Source organism: Rheinheimera sp. KL1, from assembly GCF_001275035.1.
In the GTDB taxonomy this organism is placed as follows: domain Bacteria; phylum Pseudomonadota; class Gammaproteobacteria; order Enterobacterales; family Alteromonadaceae; genus Pararheinheimera; species Pararheinheimera tangshanensis.
On sequence record NZ_LAMX01000016.1, the window covers coordinates 170,839 to 186,149 of the forward strand.

The window sequence follows — 15,311 nt, forward strand, 5'->3', positions numbered from 1 at the left end:
TCTTACAGAACAGGAATTAAGCCGCTATGGCGATGGAAGCTGAACTTAAATTTTTACTCACCCAAAGCACACTACCTGCTTTGGACTCCATGTGGCAGCAGTTGGCTGTGGCAGTGCAAAAACATGAAAGCGTGCAGTTACTCAATGCTTATTATGAAACGAATGATCTGTGGTTTCGCAGTCATGATGCGGGCCTGCGTACCCGGTTGAAGAAAGGTCAGTTTGAACAAACCATTAAACTCTCAGGGCAGCAGCATGGCGGTTTACATCTGCGGCCTGAATACAATCTGCCTTGTGCTTCGGTTTGGCCTGAACTCAGCGCTTTTCCTGCTGAAATCTGGCCGCAAAATACAGATTTAGCGATGCTGCAACGTCAGTTGAAACAACTGTTTCGCACCGACTTTGTTCGTCAAAGCTGGTTACTGACTTTAGCCGATGGCAGCACAGTAGAAGCTGTGTTGGATCAGGGCGAAGTAGTCTCAGGCGAACAAAAAGAAGTGATAGCTGAGCTGGAACTTGAGCTGCAACAAGGCGATGTGAAAGCCTTATTTGATGTGTCGCGTCAGCTTGTGCAATTGTTGCCGCTGCGTTTGGGTTGGCAGTCTAAGGCGGAACGGGGTTATCGTTTGGTGCAGAAGCAGCCTTTGGTCTTTATGCCACTGGATAACAGCAATACTGCAGCGTTATTAAAATCGCTGCAGTATCACGAGAGTTACTTTTTGCGCAGTCAGGATCCGCAGTCATGGCAGGTGATCGAACAATGTATCCAGGCCTTGTCTGTTATCTCTGCAGACTTTGCCGCTTTGTCATCACCTGATGCAACACAAGCCTTGAGTTTTTTCAGCAGTGCAGCTTATAACTGTGCTTTGCTGAATTGTTCTGAATCATTGTTTTCTGCCTGAGGTATAGATGAGCCAACCAACCGCCCTGTTAAGCCCTGTATTGCCTGCTGAGTTACAGCATGAAGTTGATTTGGTATGGCCCACTTTAGTCAGATCGGATTTAACTGCGAAGCAGCATCAGGATCTGCAATTACTGCTGGCGGTTAGTCCTTTTTTAAGCCGGGTGATGCAGCAGCAACCAGAGCTGATTGCTGTGCTGCTGAATACAGATCTATTGGCTCAGCCTTTAACACATCTGAACCCATTGTCTGAGCTTGCTGATCAATCCGAAGCTACTGTATTTAAAGCTTTGCGCCGTTGCCGAAACGCGCAACTGGCGCAAATTCTGGCGGCCGATATTCTCGCAGTGAAATCGACAGAGCAGTGCCTGCTGGATATCTCAGCTATGGCAGATAACCTGATTAACAGCGCTTATCAGTGGGCTTATCAGGATATAGCTACTCAGTGGGGCCAGCCTTTGGATCAGCAAGGCAAGCCTATGCCTTTGCTGATCTTAGGTATGGGCAAATTGGGTGGTGGTGAGCTGAATTTCTCATCCGATATCGACCTGATTTTTACCTATCCGCACAACGGTGAAACCAGTGGTGGCCGCAGGTCGGTTGAAAACCAGCAGTTTTTTACCAAGTTAGGTCAGAAGCTGATATCCGCTTTGCATCAGGTCACAGCCGATGGTTTTGTCTTCAGAGTGGATATGCGCTTGCGGCCTTTTGGCGATTCTGGCCCGCTAGTGCTGAGTTTTGCTGCGATGGAAGATTATTATCAGGCGCAGGGCAGGGAGTGGGAACGCTACGCTATGCTCAAGGCGCGTATTCTGAATCCTGACTCTGTGCATGCGCCTGAGCTGAATCAGCTGCTAAAACCTTTTGTTTATCGCCGCTATATCGACTTCTCCGCCTTGGAATCGCTACGCCGGATGAAACAGCTGATCGAGCAGGAGAACCGCCGTCGTAATCGCGTGGACAATATTAAGCTTGGCGCTGGCGGTATACGCGAAGTGGAGTTTGTGGTGCAAACTCTGCAGCTTATCCGAGGCGGGCGTCTGCCTGAGTTACAGCAAGTCTCTATTTTCAAAGCCTTAGAGGCTTTGCAAAGTCAGCAGCTGTTAGAGCCACAACAGTATCAGCAATTGCGACAGGATTATTTGTGGTTACGTAAAGTGGAGCAGCTGTTACAAGGCCTGGACGATCAACAAACTCAAACCCTTCCAGCCGATGAGCTGAACCGGCAGCGACTGGTGCTGGGTTTAGGTTTTAGCAACTGGCAGCAACTGACTGACACCACAGCAGAGGCTATGGGTCGTATTCACCAGCACTTTAAATTAGTGATTGATCAGGGCGATAACCCTGAACCGGAAGAAATGGTGTTAGGTCGTTTATGCTGGGACAGTGAATTGCCGTCAGCCGATTTAGCTGAGCATCTGGACTGGTTAGCAGCCGACGAAGCAGTGCAATTGCTGGAGCATTTAAAGCAGTTTAAACAGGATTGCCAAAAGCGCAGTGTGGGTCCCCGTGGTCGTGAGCTTTTAGAAAAACTCATTCCGTTTTTATTGCATCAGCTGGCCAAACAGCAAGGCTCGGCTGTGGTATTGCAGCGGGTTCTGGGCGTGTTCCGACAGATTGTCAGCCGTACTGCTTACCTTGAGTTGTTATCCGAAAATCCGCCTGCGCTGCAGCAATTGGTGATGTTATGCCATAAAAGCGGCTGGCTGGCTGAATATCTGGCGCGCTACCCGCTGTTGTTGGACGAGCTGATAGACCCGGCTCAGCTGTATCAGGTACCAGACTCGACAGATTACAGTGACAAACTACGGCAAGTGATGCTGCGGGTACCAACGGATGATTTAGAGCTGCAAATGGAAGTGTTGCGTCAGTTTAAACAGGCCCAACAACTGCGCATTGCAGCGGCCGATATCACGGGTATTTTACCTTTGATGAAAGTCAGTGACCACCTGACCTTTTTAGCCGAAGCCATTATTGCCGCAGTAGTGGAGTTGTCCTGGCAACAAATGGCAGAAAAGTACGGCCTGCCAGCAGGTTTAAAGCCAGAAGATGCCAAAGCTTTTGGGGTGCTGGCTTACGGCAAACTGGGAGGGCTGGAGCTGGGGTATGGCTCGGATCTGGATCTGGTCTTTGTGCACCAGTGTGACAATCTTGCGCCGACTCAAGGTGACAAAGCCATTGACTCCCGTCAGTTTTATATCAAGCTGGTGCAGCGCATCGTACATATGTTTACTACCCGAACTCCAAGCGGCGTGTTGTATGAGATAGATACTCGCCTGCGTCCTGCCGGTAATTCAGGCTTATTGGCTGTACATATTGATACCTATGCTGAGTATCTGGAAAAAGACGCCTGGACCTGGGAGCATCAAGCCTTAGTGCGCAGCCGCCTGGTGTATGGTGATGACAAAATTGCCGGGCGTTTTAATCAAATACGCAATGAAGTCTTAGCCAAGCCACGGGATTTAGCAGTGCTGAAAACTGAAGTGACAGATATGCGGCAAAAGCTGCGACAGCATCATGGTGAGCAGTCAACAGAAGTCAAACACGCGTCCGGTGGCATAGTGGATCTGGAATTCATCAGTCAGTATCTGGTGTTGGCGTATGGCCATCAGCATGCAGATTTGTATTTCTACAGTGACAATATTCGTATTCTGGATGCGGCTGCTGCTGCCGGTTTATTGCAGTTGGAACAAACTCAGGCGTTACAACAGGCCTATCAGCAATTGCGGGGCGTAAGCCACAGACAAACTCTGGATCCTGCTACTGAAACCGCACAGCAGTTAGAGCAGGCGATGGAGCAAGTACGGCAGGTATGGGAGCAGTTATTCGATTAACGTGAGGCAGCACGCGCCGCAAGGGGGTTAACTATTGACCCTGCGGCGTGGCGCGTTGATATTAATACAGTTTTGCTGCAAAAACGGAATGATTTTGTCAGTCAGTACCACAGCTCTGGAGACATTACAAAAGTAAGCCTGAACGGGTTGTTCAAAGTCTGAGGAGATAGCTTGTGATGCTTCCTGAATGGCACTGATGTAACTGAAGTCAGTTTGGAAATAATGTTTTACTTTATAGTCTTTGGACAAGACCCAAAACAGTTCCACACCTTCTTTTCTGCCTTGCATCGTCAGCACTGTTTTTAAGGTATCACCCACGCGGAAACGTCGGTCGGTTTCCTGTCCTTTCCAGTTCTCCGGTAAGGCGACCATACGATTGGCTCTGTCCTGCAACAGTGAGACCAGATTACTGTGATCATCCGTCAGTTCTATGACAAAATCAGCCGAGTCTTCGTCGTTATTGGTAAAGGAGCTACGGATATTGCTGTAAAAGTTAGTGAAACCTTTTACTGCTTCAGAACCTTTTTCAGACAGTGTGTCCGGCTTGAAGTACAGCAATTCAGGTTTAAACATCACAATAGCAGCAAGTATAAACAATAAAGCCGCAAGCAATAAGTGCTTGATCCAAAACCACATAGCTTTTATCCCTGGTCAGCGTCAACGCATCATAACTTGCCTTGACGCCGCCCTGCAACTTCAGTTCATTGCTGCTGAGCCTGATGCTTTTTTAATACAAGCTCGGGTCGTCCGGATTTGGCCGGGTTTTAAAGCGGCGATGTAACCACATATATTGTTCAGGGTGCGCCAGAATGCCTTGCTCCAGCCACTGATTAACACGAGTCACATCAGCTTTAGCATCACCACTGGGGAAGTGGTCAAAAGCAGGTAAGGCATCGACACGGTAACCCTGATACCCAGGCAAACGGTAACAATGAATAGGCACAGTTTCACAATTGGCGCTGCCGGCAAACAATAAAGTACCTGTGGTGGTCGCTGTTTCTTTGACGGCAAAAAAAGGCACGAACTCAGCTTTATTGCGGCCATAGTCCTGGTCGGGCAGATAAAAGCAGACTTCTTTTTCATTTAAAGCCTTAATCATGGTGCGAACATCCCGCTTACCTATCAGGTAGCGATTGGAACGAACCCGGCCATGGTATTGGAAATACTCCATAATTTCATTGTCGTTTGGGCGGTAAAAGCCGACCGCAGGGCAATGAAAACCAAAAGTACGGGCAATCATTTCCAGTGATAAAAAGTGACCACTGAGCAGCAACACGCCTTTGCCCTGATCTAAAATGGCCTGGATATGTTCTTTACCGGTGAAGTGACATAAAGGACGGGCGCGCCAGTCTGGCCACCACCAGCCGATAAAGGTTTCAAACGCGGCTTTGCCGGTTTCTTTAAAGTTTTGTTTTACTAAGGCCTCGCGTTCAGCCTCCGGCATATCAGGAAAACATAATTCCAGATTGCGGCGGGTTACTTTCACCCTGGATTTCATGGTTTTCATTAGCAACCAGCCGACGCCTTCGCCCATTTTCATCAGCACAGGGTAAGGTAGCCACAGCAGCAGCCACATCAGGCCTAAACCACACCATAAGGGCCAGTGTTTTGGATGCAAAAAACCAATGGTGAAACGTGGGACATGAACCACAGCAAATCCTCGGGCAAAAAAAGAGCGGCTATTGTAACGAAAAAAAACGGGGAAAAAAGCGCTAACTGGTAGGAACAGGCTCACCTGAAACTGCAATTACAGCCTCAGGTGAGAAAGTCTGGAAGAAGCTTTAGTTACCTAAAGCTCTGTTTACAGTGAATAAATCTTCTTCAGTTAAAGTACCAGCTGCTTGTTTTAAAGCTAAAACAGACAGGATGTAGTCGTAACGGGCTTTGGACAGGTTACGGCGGGCATCAAACAGGTTACGGGTACTTTGCAACACGTCAACAATAGTACGGGTACCTACTTCAAAACCTGCTTCTGTGGCTTTTAACGCACTCTCTGCTGAAACCACAGCTTGTTCCAAAGCTTTGGTACTGGATATCAAAGCGCCTACGTTGTTGTAGTTGCTGCGAACCTGACGAATGACGCTGCGGTGGCTCAGTTCTAAGTCTTCAGCTGCTTCTACATAGTTAGCTCGCACTACTTCTTCATTGGCGACAGTGCCGCCACCAGCGTACAACGGCAGAACCAACTCAATTCCTACTGAGCTGCTGTCTGAGCGTGGAGAGTTAAAACCAACTCCGGTATCACGGTTTTCACTGGTGCTGTTACTAAAACCTGTCTGAGCTGTCAGATCAACAGTAGGGTAGTGGCCAGATTTGGCAATCTGGATATTGTGCTCTGCAATATCTAACGACAGCTTACGAATTTTCAGCTCCAGGTTATTGTCCTGTGCAGTTTGCACCCAATCCTGTGCGTTATTTGGTGTCGGCTGGCTGGTGCTGAAACGTGCTGTGTTTAATGAATCCAGTTGTGAATGGTATTCGCCGGTAATTTCGCGTAAAAATTCACGGGCTGTTTCTAAATCATTCTGAGCACTGATTTCACGGGCAACTGCACTGTCGTACTGCGCCTGAGCTTCATGTACGTCTGTGATAGCCGTTAAACCTACAGCGAAACGTTGTTTGGTTTGTTCCAACTGACGTTCAATGGCGCGTTTTTCTGCGACAACAAAACTTAAATTATCGTTCGCTGTTAATACATCAAAATAAGCTTGAGAGACACGAACTATTAGGGTTTGTACCGCAGCGTCATAAGCCGTTTGACCTTGCAATGCAGCTTTTTCAGCGATAGACAGGTTCTCATAACGGCTCCAGTCAAAGATCGATTGACGTAAACTAATGCCTGCGCTGGTTGTAGTCGATTCAGTTTTAAACTGACCGCCTGTATCATTATCGAGTTGGTCGCTGAAGGATTTATTTGCACCAGCGGTTAAATTAACCTGTGGCAGTAAACGGGCTTTAGACACATCAATACCGGCTTTTGCTGCATCACGGGTGGCGGCAGCTTTTAATACCTGCGGGTCTTTTTTGGTGGCTAACTGATAAATGGTTTGCAAATTTTCGGCATTCGCCTGCACACTCAGAAGAGCCAGTGCCGAGCCTACCAACGTGCCTAACAAGGTTTTTTTCATAACCGAAAGTCCATAATGTTGCGAAAGTGAACCAATAATACCTTGTTGGTATTAACTAAGTAATGATTAAAGCGTAAACAGCATAGCTTCAAGTGTAACAGAATGTGAGTCTTCAAATGTCTGATTTCAAGCCAGAAAATTATCCATCCTTTCATCGTTCTGATGTAAAAATACTCGACCAGACCACAGTTTTTCAGGGTTTTTTCCGGATCGACAGCTACAAAGTACGGCATAAGTTGTTTAACGGAGGTTGGAGTGACGAAGTAAAGCGGGAATTATTCGAGCGTGGTCATGCCGTCATTGTGCTGCCTTATGATGTAAAAAATGACAGTCTGGTGCTGATTGAGCAGTTTCGCATTGGTGCTTTGCAGAATCCAAACGGCCCATGGTTGCTGGAAGCTATAGCCGGCATGATTGAGCTGGGGGAAAGTGTTGAACAAGTCGCACAACGTGAGTCAGAAGAGGAAGCAGGTCTGAAGCTAACAGAATTCTGGCCTATGCTTAGCTATCAGAGTAGCCCAGGTGGCAGTACAGAACGTATTTATTTAGTGCTGGCGCGGCTTCAGCAGCAAGTAGAAACTGGTATCTATGGCTTGGCATCCGAGCAGGAAGATATTAAAGTTCACAGCTTATCGCGCCAGACCGCTATGCAATTGCTACAGGATGGCAAAATTGATAATGCGGCTACTGTCATCGCCCTGCAATGGTTAGCCTTGAATCTGGACAAGGTACGCCAGGGCTGGGCTGAATAAATTCACTACAAGAGAGGTTAAGTCGCTGGTATGCCAAATCTGGCCCGAAAACGTTATGTGCCTTACTTGCCTGATTTTCTCAGTTTATGTGAGAGGAATTACGCACAGCTACGTTTTTTTCTGCCGGTCAATCAACGCGCAGGCCAGCGTTGCCTCATTCACATTAACGCCAGCGAAAGTTATCAGGTTGAGCTGTTAGAGCTGTGTAAATACACCACCACCGTCAGTATTGAACTCATTAGCCAGTCGATGACAGGCTGGTTAAAGCCCCGTTTTGAAGTACGTTTGTACCACGATGCCCGTTTGGCGGAAGTCTTGGCCTGTCAGCAGGTTCGGCAATTAAAGGCGGTCTACAGTTATCCGAATGTGGATATGTTATTGCCGGATGAAAAACGCCAGATTAATTTGTTACTGCGCGACTGGCTGAATTTATGCTCACGCCGTGGTTATCAGAATGCTGAGTTATTAGCCTGATGGCCTATGTGTTTGCGCTGCAAGACTCTTATCGTGTAATTCAAATTTCTGATTGTCATCTGCTGGCGGAACCGGACGGCTGGTTTTACGGTGTGCAGCCTTATCGTCAGTTAGCAGCGCTCGTCAGCCAACTGCATCGGGATCAACCCGATGCGCTGATCCTGACCGGCGATTTAACTCAGGATCATAGTCTGGCTTCCTACCAACTGCTCGCACAACTCCTCAGTGGCTGGTCTTGCCCTGTATTTTATCTGCCTGGTAATCATGACGATATGGAGTTGATGCAACAGGCTTTTGTATCATCACCTTTTTCTCCGGATATGGAGCTAAGTCTGGGCGACTGGCGGTTGTGTTTACTCAATAGCAAAGGACCGACACCGGCTGGTTATTTCGATACAACACGGCAGCAGCAGTTACAACAGCAGTTGTTGTCTTATCCTGCTGAAGCTGCAGTCTGGTTGTTTTGCCATCATCATATCAGCCCCATGGGCAGTTTTATTGACCAGCATATACAACTGGATGCCTCGGTATTATGGCAGATCATCGGCTCTGATCGGCGTATTAAGGGGGTTGCCCATGGTCATTGTCATTATGCCTATGACAAAATACAGCAGGGTATCCAACTGGTGGGCTGTCCTGCCAGTTCGGTACAGTTTTTGTTAACACCAGACTATCAGCCTGTTGCTGCTCGTCCTGGTTATATTGAATGGATTTTTAATGCCAATGCAAAAGCGGCTAGCGCAGTAGATTGGCAATTTCTGGAAGGGTAAATGTCTAAACTTGTTGTCTATTTACATGGCTTTGCCAGTTCATCGCAATCCGAAAAAGCTCTTATCACCAAAGGTTTTTTTCAGCAGCAATTGCCTGATGTCGAACTGTTGCTGCCGGATTTACCCTATACGCCAAGAGAAGCTGTAAGTGCCATTGAGCAGGCGCTGAATGGCCGGCGTCCTGATGCGGTGATTGGCAGTTCCTTAGGTGGTTTTTTAGCCACTTATCTGGCCGAAAAAAACGGTTGTTATGCCGCACTGATTAACCCGGCTGTGGCCCCTTATGAGCTGCTAAGTCAGCATTTCGGTACTTACCATCATCCGGTGCTGAAACAGGATTTTAAAGTGGCAGCAGAGCATATGCCACTGCTGGCTGAACTTGAGCATAAGCCATCTGCGTTGGACAGGTATCTGGTGCTGTTGCAGCAAGGCGATGAAGTGCTGGATTATCGCAAAGCGCTGCAGTTTTATGCTGGTTGTACAGTAGATGTGCAACCAGGTGGGGATCATAGCTATCAGGGCTATGCCAATTGCCTGCCCGCTATTGTCAAGTTTTGCCAATTAGAGTAAAACACTGGTTGTTAATACAGTTATACCCTATTTGAAGTAGCTGCAAAGAGCAGATAGTGATACTCAGATTACTTTGGGTATATTCAATGAGTGATTTAGTCATCAAAGAAGTGATGTTTGCCTTATGACAGACCAGCAATACAACGCCGATTCCATTGAGGTGCTGACCGGCCTTGAGCCAGTGCAGCGCCGTCCAGGTATGTATACCGATACCACCCGTCCTAACCACTTAGGCCAGGAAGTAATAGATAACAGCGTCGATGAAGCTTTGGCTGGCCATGCCGATTTAGTGCATGTGATTTTGCACGAAGATCAGTCGCTGGAAGTCATAGACAACGGGCGTGGTATGCCGGTGGATATCCACCCGGAAGAAGGGGTATCTGGTGTTGAACTGATCCTCTGCCGTTTACATGCTGGTGGTAAGTTCTCCAATAAAAACTATCAGTTCTCCGGTGGTTTACACGGCGTAGGTATTTCTGTGGTCAACGCCTTGTCCAGCCGGGTCGATGTGGCGGTGCGCCGTGATGGCAATGTGTATGAAATAGCCTTTGAACACGGCAATAAAGTCAGCGAACTGGCAATTACCGGTACTGTAGGTAAACGTAATACAGGCACAAGAGTACGTTTCTGGCCTGCCCCTGATTATTTTGACTCGCCGAAGTTTTCGGTCAGCCGTATGCTGCATGTGCTCAAAGCCAAAGCGGTATTGTGTCCTGGCCTCACCATCAAGTTTGACGACAAAGTAAACAACCAGAGTTATCAGTGGTGTTATCAGGCCGGTATCCGTGACTATTTAATGGATGCGGTCAAAGACATGGTCGCTTTGCCTCAGCAGCCTTTTGTTGGCAGCTTAAGCGCCAGCCATGAAGCCGTGGAGTGGGCCGTGCTCTGGTTGCCTGAGGGCGGCGAGTTGGTGACAGAAAGTTATGTCAACCTGATCCCAACAGCTCAGGGCGGCACACACGTCAATGGTTTACGTCAGGGATTGTTAGAGGCGCTGCGTGATTTTTGTGAATTCCGTAATTTATTGCCGCGTGGCATTAAATTAACGCCTGAAGATGTCTGGGACAGGTGTAGTTATATCCTGTCGTTAAAAATGCAGGAACCGCAGTTTGCTGGTCAGACTAAAGAGAAGTTATCGTCCCGTCAGGCTGTGGCTTTTATCAGCGGTGTGGTCAAAGACGCTTTTAGTTTGTGGCTGAACGAACACACGGACATTGCTGAACAACTGGCTGAGTTTTGTATCAACAATGCGCAAAAACGTTTGCGTGCGGCGAAAAAAATTATCCGTAAGAAAGTCACTGCTGGTCCTGCCTTGCCAGGCAAGTTATCGGACTGTTCCTCGCAGGATTTAAACCGTACAGAACTGTTTTTTGTCGAAGGGGATTCAGCCGGCGGTTCAGCCAAGCAGGCTCGGGATCGTGAATTCCAGGCTGTCATGCCACTGCGCGGTAAAATTCTGAATACCTGGGAAGTGGAATCTGAGCAAATTCTGGGTTCACAGGAAGTACATGATATTTCTGTGGCTATAGGTATGGACCCGAACTCAGCCGATTTAAGTCAGCTGCGCTACGGCAAAATTTGTATTCTGGCTGACGCCGACTCAGATGGTTTGCACATCGCAACCTTATTGTGTGCCTTGTTTATGCGCCATTTCCGCCCGTTGGTGGAAGCAGGGCATATTTATGTCGCTATGCCGCCTTTGTACCGTATTGATTGTGGCAAAGAAGTATTTTATGCGCTGGATGAAGACGAGAAAAAAGGCATTCTTGACCGGTTAGAAGCCGAGAAAAAACGCAGCAAAATCAACGTGCAACGTTTTAAAGGTCTGGGTGAAATGAACCCATTACAGCTGCGCGAAACGACTATCGATCCAAACACCAGACGTCTGGTGCAACTGACCATAGATGACTTGGTACAGACGATGGAAATGATGGATATGTTGCTGGCGAAAAAACGGGCCACAGACCGGAAAGACTGGCTGGAGATGAAAGGCGACCGCGCTATAGTGGCTGTGTAGCTATTGAGCCGTGCCTGAGGGATTACAGATGAAACAAAAACAATACCTCAGAACATGGGGAACTCTGTTAAGCCTCTGTTTTTGTTTGGCAGCTCCGCTGCAGGCGGAAGAAGCGGTCTGGCCTCAATGGCTGGTGCAGGTCAAACAACAAAAAGCGCAACAACCCGAGCAAATGCTGCAACTTCTGCAGCAGCAACAGTCGGCTTATGGCGATTGGCCTGTTGAGCTGCAGGTGCAGTACTTATTACAGCTCTCTGATGTGTATGAAAGTTTGGGCAAACACCAGCAGCAACAGGAAGTGGCTGAGCGAGGTTTGGCTTTACTGGGCGAGCACCGGGATTTAATCACCATCGATTTTTGGAACAATTTAGGTTTTGCCCTGGAGATGCAAAGCCAGTATCAGCAGGCCTTGCATTATTATCAGCAAGCCTCGGCTTTGGCGGCAGAGTTAAAGGCTGAAAAACTGCATATCGAAGCGGACATTAATATTGCAGCTATTTACAGCATTCAGGATAAGTTTCAGGAGGCTTTGGTGCTGCTCAAAAGCAGTTATGACAGAGCTCTGGTGCTAAAAGACCCTGAAATTCTCGCCTACGTAAATGCTGAATTAGGGTTGTTGTACGTAGGCCTTGGTTTTGACAAAGAAGCCATAGACTTTATGGAAAAGGCTATTGCAGGTTATGAGGCCTTAGGTTGGCAAAAAGACAAAATGGATGTGCTGTTTAATCTGGCCAGAAGTTACAGCTACTTAGAACAGTACGACAAAGCTATGCAAAGTTATGATCAGCTGTTGCAGTTGGCGGTGGCGCAGCAGGATCAGGCTAATTTGTATTTCGCCTATTTGGGTCTGGCTTCTACCAGCAAAGATAATGAAAAGCTGGATGCTGCTTTAGCCTATATCGAAAAAGCTGAACAGTATTTGCCAGGCTTGCAGTCGACTTATCAAAACTCAATACATCATTACGAAAAAGCGCTGATTTATCGTGAATTAGGGCAAACCTCTTTAGCCAGTCAGGAATTGGCTCAGGCGGAGCAAAGCTTAAGCAAAGAAGAAAATGATGCCAATCAATCAAGCCAGTTATGGATCCTGAATTTAAAAGCCAAGCTGGAAGCAGACTCGGGTCGTTATCAAAAGGCCTATGAGCATCTGGACCAGTTTTTTAAGGGCTATCACAAATTACGCAATAAAGAGCATGAGCTGTCGGTCGAAAAATTGCGTTTAGGTTTTGATGCACAGCGCCAGCAAGCACAAAATGAACTGCTGGAAAAAGACAATGAATTACAGGCTCTGCGCCTGCAGGAAGCAGAACGTAAAAGACAAAACCAATGGTTATGGATTGGGCTCTTTGGCTCTACCAGTTTAATTTTACTGGTATTACTGCTGTGGCAACTGGCACGCCGTCAGGCCCAGATGCAGGCACAATTGCAGCAAAAGTCACTTGAGAAAACACACTAGAAACAGGCTATAAGCTAACTATGACAGATATTATAATATCCAATGAAGGGACAGAGCAGCTGCCGCTGCGTCGCTTCACTGAAGAAGCCTACCTGAACTATTCGATGTACGTCATTATGGACCGTGCTCTGCCTTTTATCGGCGACGGTTTAAAACCAGTACAACGCCGTATTATTTATGCGATGTCAGAGCTGGGTTTATCGCATCTGGCAAAGTACAAAAAATCTGCCCGTACTGTCGGTGATGTGTTAGGTAAGTTTCATCCTCATGGAGATAGCGCCTGTTACGAAGCTATGGTACTGATGGCTCAGCCCTTTTCTTACCGTTACCCACTGGTGGATGGTCAGGGCAACTGGGGTGCGCCGGACGATCCAAAGTCTTTCGCTGCGATGCGTTATACCGAAGCCAAATTGTCCCGTTTCAGCGAAGTGTTATTAAACGAGCTTGGGCAGGGTACTGTGGACTGGGTGCCGAACTTTGACGGCACTATGGACGAACCCCGCACTTTACCTTCGCGTTTACCGCATATTTTGCTCAACGGCGTGACGGGTATAGCTGTAGGTATGGCGACAGATATTCCGCCGCACAACGCTCGTGAAGTGGCCAATGCAACCGCCTATTTGCTAGACAACCCTAAAGCCACAGTGCCTGATTTGATGCAGTATATTCAGGGGCCGGATTATCCAACCGACGCTGAAATTATTAGTCCGGCGCATGAACTGCAGGCTATGTACGAAACAGGCCGCGGTAGTATCAAGATGCGTGGTTTGTATCAGCTGGAAGATGGCGACATTATTATCACAGCGCTGCCGCACCAAACCTCGGGTGCCAAAGTGCTGGAACAGATAGCTGCTCAGATGAACGCAAAAAAACTGCCTATGGTCAGCGATTTGCGTGATGAGTCCGACCATGAAAACCCGACTCGTATTGTGATAGTGCCGCGTTCCAACCGCATAGACGTCGAACAGCTGATGGCACATTTGTTTGCCACTACGGATCTGGAAAAAAGCTATCGGGTCAATTTAAACATTCTGGGGTTGGACCAAAGACCCCGGGTGAAAAACTTAGTGGAAGTCTTGTCGGAATGGCTGGTGTTCCGCCGTGATACAGTGCGTCGTCGTCTGCAATTCCGTTTAGATAAAGTGCTGGACAGATTGCATGTCTTAGAAGGTTTGTTGATCGCCTTTTTAAATATTGATGAAGTGATCAAAATCATCCGTGAGAACGATCAGCCAAAACCTGTGTTGATGTCGCACTTTGGCATTTCTGAACGTCAGGCTGAAGCTATTCTGGAATTAAAGTTACGTCATTTAGCCAAGCTTGAAGAGATGAAAATCCGCGGCGAACAAGCCGAGCTGGAAAAAGAGCGTGATTACTTAGAAGGTATTTTAGGTTCAGAGAAAAAGCTGACCAAACTGATTCGTGAAGAGTTGCTTGCGGATGCAGAAAAATATGGCGATGACCGCAGAAGCCCGATAGTTCAGCGCGAAGAAGCCAAAGCCTTAAGCGAAAAAGAATTACTGCCAAGCGAAGCAGTCACTGTTGTGTTGTCAGAAAAAGGCTGGGTGCGCTGTGCCAAAGGTCATGATGTCGACGGCAATAGCCTGCAATACAAAGCGGGGGATGGTTTTAAAGCGGCTGCTATGGGCCGCAGTAACAGATACGCTGCCTTTATCGACTCATCGGGGCGCAGCTTTGCGGCGGAGGCTCATGATTTACCCTCAGCCCGTGGCCAGGGGGAGCCTTTAACAGGCCGCTTTACTCTCGTGGCAGGCGAGACCTTTGAGCATGTACTGATGGCGGAAGACAGCCAGAAGTTATTGCTGGCCAGTGATGCTGGTTATGGTTTTGTTGGCACTTTTGCCGATTTAGTCAGCCGTAATAAAGCCGGTAAAGCGGTATTAAGCTTACCGACTGGCGCTAAAGTATTACCACCTGTGCCTATTAAAAATCCGGAAACAGATTTAGTGGTCGCCATCAGTACTGAAGGTCGTATGCTGGTGTTCCCTGTGGCTGATTTACCTCAGTTGAGTAAAGGTAAAGGCAATAAGATATTGTCTATCCCTTCAGCCCGTGCCGCCAGTCGTGAAGAGTATCTGAAACTATTAACCGTAGTACCTGCTGCCACAGCTGTGACTCTAGTGGCAGGTAAACGCAAAATGACCATCAAGGTGGATGATTTAGCCCATTACATAGGGGAACGTGGCCGTCGTGGTAACAAGCTGCCTCGTGGTTTGCAGCGTATAGACGAGCTGCTGACCGGTGAAGTGGCTGGTGATGCTACGGAATAGATGTTGTTGCTTTGCGGGCGACCATAAAGGTCGCCCCTACGGTATTTAGGGTTGCTCATTGTAGATGTATGGACTCCCCTCCCTGCGAGGGATTATGGTGAAGTTGTCACACAAA

At 47.8% G+C, this 15,311-nt stretch carries 12 protein-coding genes; 9 read left to right on the forward strand and 3 right to left on the reverse strand.

Translation table 11 applies throughout. The features are described 5' to 3' along the window. The first annotated feature begins 26 nt into the window (after positions 1 to 26). Positions 27 to 902, forward strand: a complete 876-nt coding sequence (locus tag WH43_RS08745) for a CYTH domain-containing protein (RefSeq protein ID WP_053424237.1) — start codon at positions 27 to 29, stop codon at positions 900 to 902. A 7-nt stretch (positions 903 to 909) separates the two neighbouring features. Then, entirely contained in the window at positions 910 to 3,735 is a 2,826-nt protein-coding gene (glnE, locus tag WH43_RS08750) for a bifunctional [glutamate--ammonia ligase]-adenylyl-L-tyrosine phosphorylase/[glutamate--ammonia-ligase] adenylyltransferase (protein WP_053424238.1), read from the forward strand. Positions 3,736 to 3,762: 27 nt separating this feature from the next. Here glnE and WH43_RS08755 read toward each other — a convergent pair whose 3' ends face one another. From WH43_RS08755 to tolC, 3 genes are all read right to left on the reverse strand, one after another. After that, entirely contained in the window at positions 3,763 to 4,371 is a 609-nt protein-coding gene (locus WH43_RS08755) for a TcpQ domain-containing protein (protein WP_053424239.1), read from the reverse strand. Between the two features lie 91 nt (positions 4,372 to 4,462). Further along, a complete protein-coding gene (lpxL, locus tag WH43_RS08760; protein WP_053424257.1) occupies positions 4,463 to 5,386 on the reverse strand; it encodes an LpxL/LpxP family Kdo(2)-lipid IV(A) lauroyl/palmitoleoyl acyltransferase in 924 nt (307 codons plus the stop codon). 130 nt (positions 5,387 to 5,516) lie between these two features. Next, on the reverse strand, positions 5,517 to 6,863 hold the full coding sequence (tolC, locus tag WH43_RS08765; protein WP_053424240.1) for an outer membrane channel protein TolC: 1,347 nt from the start codon (positions 6,861 to 6,863) through the stop codon (positions 5,517 to 5,519). 116 nt (positions 6,864 to 6,979) lie between these two features. Between tolC and nudF the strand changes: the two genes are divergently transcribed. The 7 genes from nudF (at position 6,980) to parC (ending at position 15,196) form a co-directional block, all read left to right on the forward strand. Next, positions 6,980 to 7,615 carry an ADP-ribose diphosphatase gene (gene nudF, locus WH43_RS08770; RefSeq protein WP_053424241.1) on the forward strand — a complete coding sequence of 212 codons (636 nt, stop codon included), beginning with the start codon at positions 6,980 to 6,982 and terminating at the stop codon, positions 7,613 to 7,615. Positions 7,616 to 7,645: 30 nt separating this feature from the next. Next, entirely contained in the window at positions 7,646 to 8,089 is a 444-nt protein-coding gene (locus WH43_RS08775) for a DUF1249 domain-containing protein (RefSeq protein ID WP_053424242.1), read from the forward strand. Then, positions 8,089 to 8,859: a metallophosphoesterase gene (locus WH43_RS08780; protein ID WP_152342816.1), complete on the forward strand. Its 771-nt coding sequence runs from the start codon at positions 8,089 to 8,091 to the stop codon at positions 8,857 to 8,859. The genes WH43_RS08775 and WH43_RS08780 overlap by 1 nt, the downstream gene beginning before the upstream one ends. Further along, a complete protein-coding gene (locus tag WH43_RS08785) occupies positions 8,860 to 9,429 on the forward strand; it encodes a YqiA/YcfP family alpha/beta fold hydrolase (RefSeq protein WP_053424244.1) in 570 nt (189 codons plus the stop codon). It begins immediately after the preceding gene. 124 nt (positions 9,430 to 9,553) lie between these two features. Next, on the forward strand, positions 9,554 to 11,449 hold the full coding sequence (gene parE, locus WH43_RS08790) for a DNA topoisomerase IV subunit B (protein ID WP_053424245.1): 1,896 nt from the start codon (positions 9,554 to 9,556) through the stop codon (positions 11,447 to 11,449). Between the two features lie 28 nt (positions 11,450 to 11,477). Further along, the gene (locus WH43_RS08795; protein ID WP_082335726.1) at positions 11,478 to 12,905 is read left to right on the forward strand and encodes a tetratricopeptide repeat protein; all 1,428 of its coding nucleotides are present in this window, start codon (positions 11,478 to 11,480) and stop codon (positions 12,903 to 12,905) included. Between the two features lie 20 nt (positions 12,906 to 12,925). Further along, the gene (gene parC / locus WH43_RS08800) at positions 12,926 to 15,196 is read left to right on the forward strand and encodes a DNA topoisomerase IV subunit A (protein WP_053424247.1); all 2,271 of its coding nucleotides are present in this window, start codon (positions 12,926 to 12,928) and stop codon (positions 15,194 to 15,196) included. Positions 15,197 to 15,311: the final 115 nt, after the last annotated feature.

What these genes read in the sequence shown, in the direction of transcription:
- WH43_RS08795 (WP_082335726.1), top strand. Translation starts at nt 11,478, where the DNA reads ATGAAACAAAAACAATACCTCAGAACATGGGGAACTCTGTTAAGCCTC.
- WH43_RS08745 (WP_053424237.1), top strand. Translation starts at nt 27, where the DNA reads ATGGCGATGGAAGCTGAACTTAAATTTTTACTCACCCAAAGCACACTA.
- nudF (WP_053424241.1), top strand. Translation starts at nt 6,980, where the DNA reads ATGTCTGATTTCAAGCCAGAAAATTATCCATCCTTTCATCGTTCTGAT.
- glnE (WP_053424238.1), top strand. Translation starts at nt 910, where the DNA reads ATGAGCCAACCAACCGCCCTGTTAAGCCCTGTATTGCCTGCTGAGTTA.
- tolC (WP_053424240.1), bottom strand. Translation starts at nt 6,863, where the DNA reads ATGAAAAAAACCTTGTTAGGCACGTTGGTAGGCTCGGCACTGGCTCTT.
- parC (WP_053424247.1), top strand. Translation starts at nt 12,926, where the DNA reads ATGACAGATATTATAATATCCAATGAAGGGACAGAGCAGCTGCCGCTG.
- WH43_RS08775 (WP_053424242.1), top strand. Translation starts at nt 7,646, where the DNA reads ATGCCAAATCTGGCCCGAAAACGTTATGTGCCTTACTTGCCTGATTTT.
- WH43_RS08785 (WP_053424244.1), top strand. Translation starts at nt 8,860, where the DNA reads ATGTCTAAACTTGTTGTCTATTTACATGGCTTTGCCAGTTCATCGCAA.
- WH43_RS08780 (WP_152342816.1), top strand. Translation starts at nt 8,089, where the DNA reads ATGGCCTATGTGTTTGCGCTGCAAGACTCTTATCGTGTAATTCAAATT.
- WH43_RS08755 (WP_053424239.1), bottom strand. Translation starts at nt 4,371, where the DNA reads ATGTGGTTTTGGATCAAGCACTTATTGCTTGCGGCTTTATTGTTTATA.
- parE (WP_053424245.1), top strand. Translation starts at nt 9,554, where the DNA reads ATGACAGACCAGCAATACAACGCCGATTCCATTGAGGTGCTGACCGGC.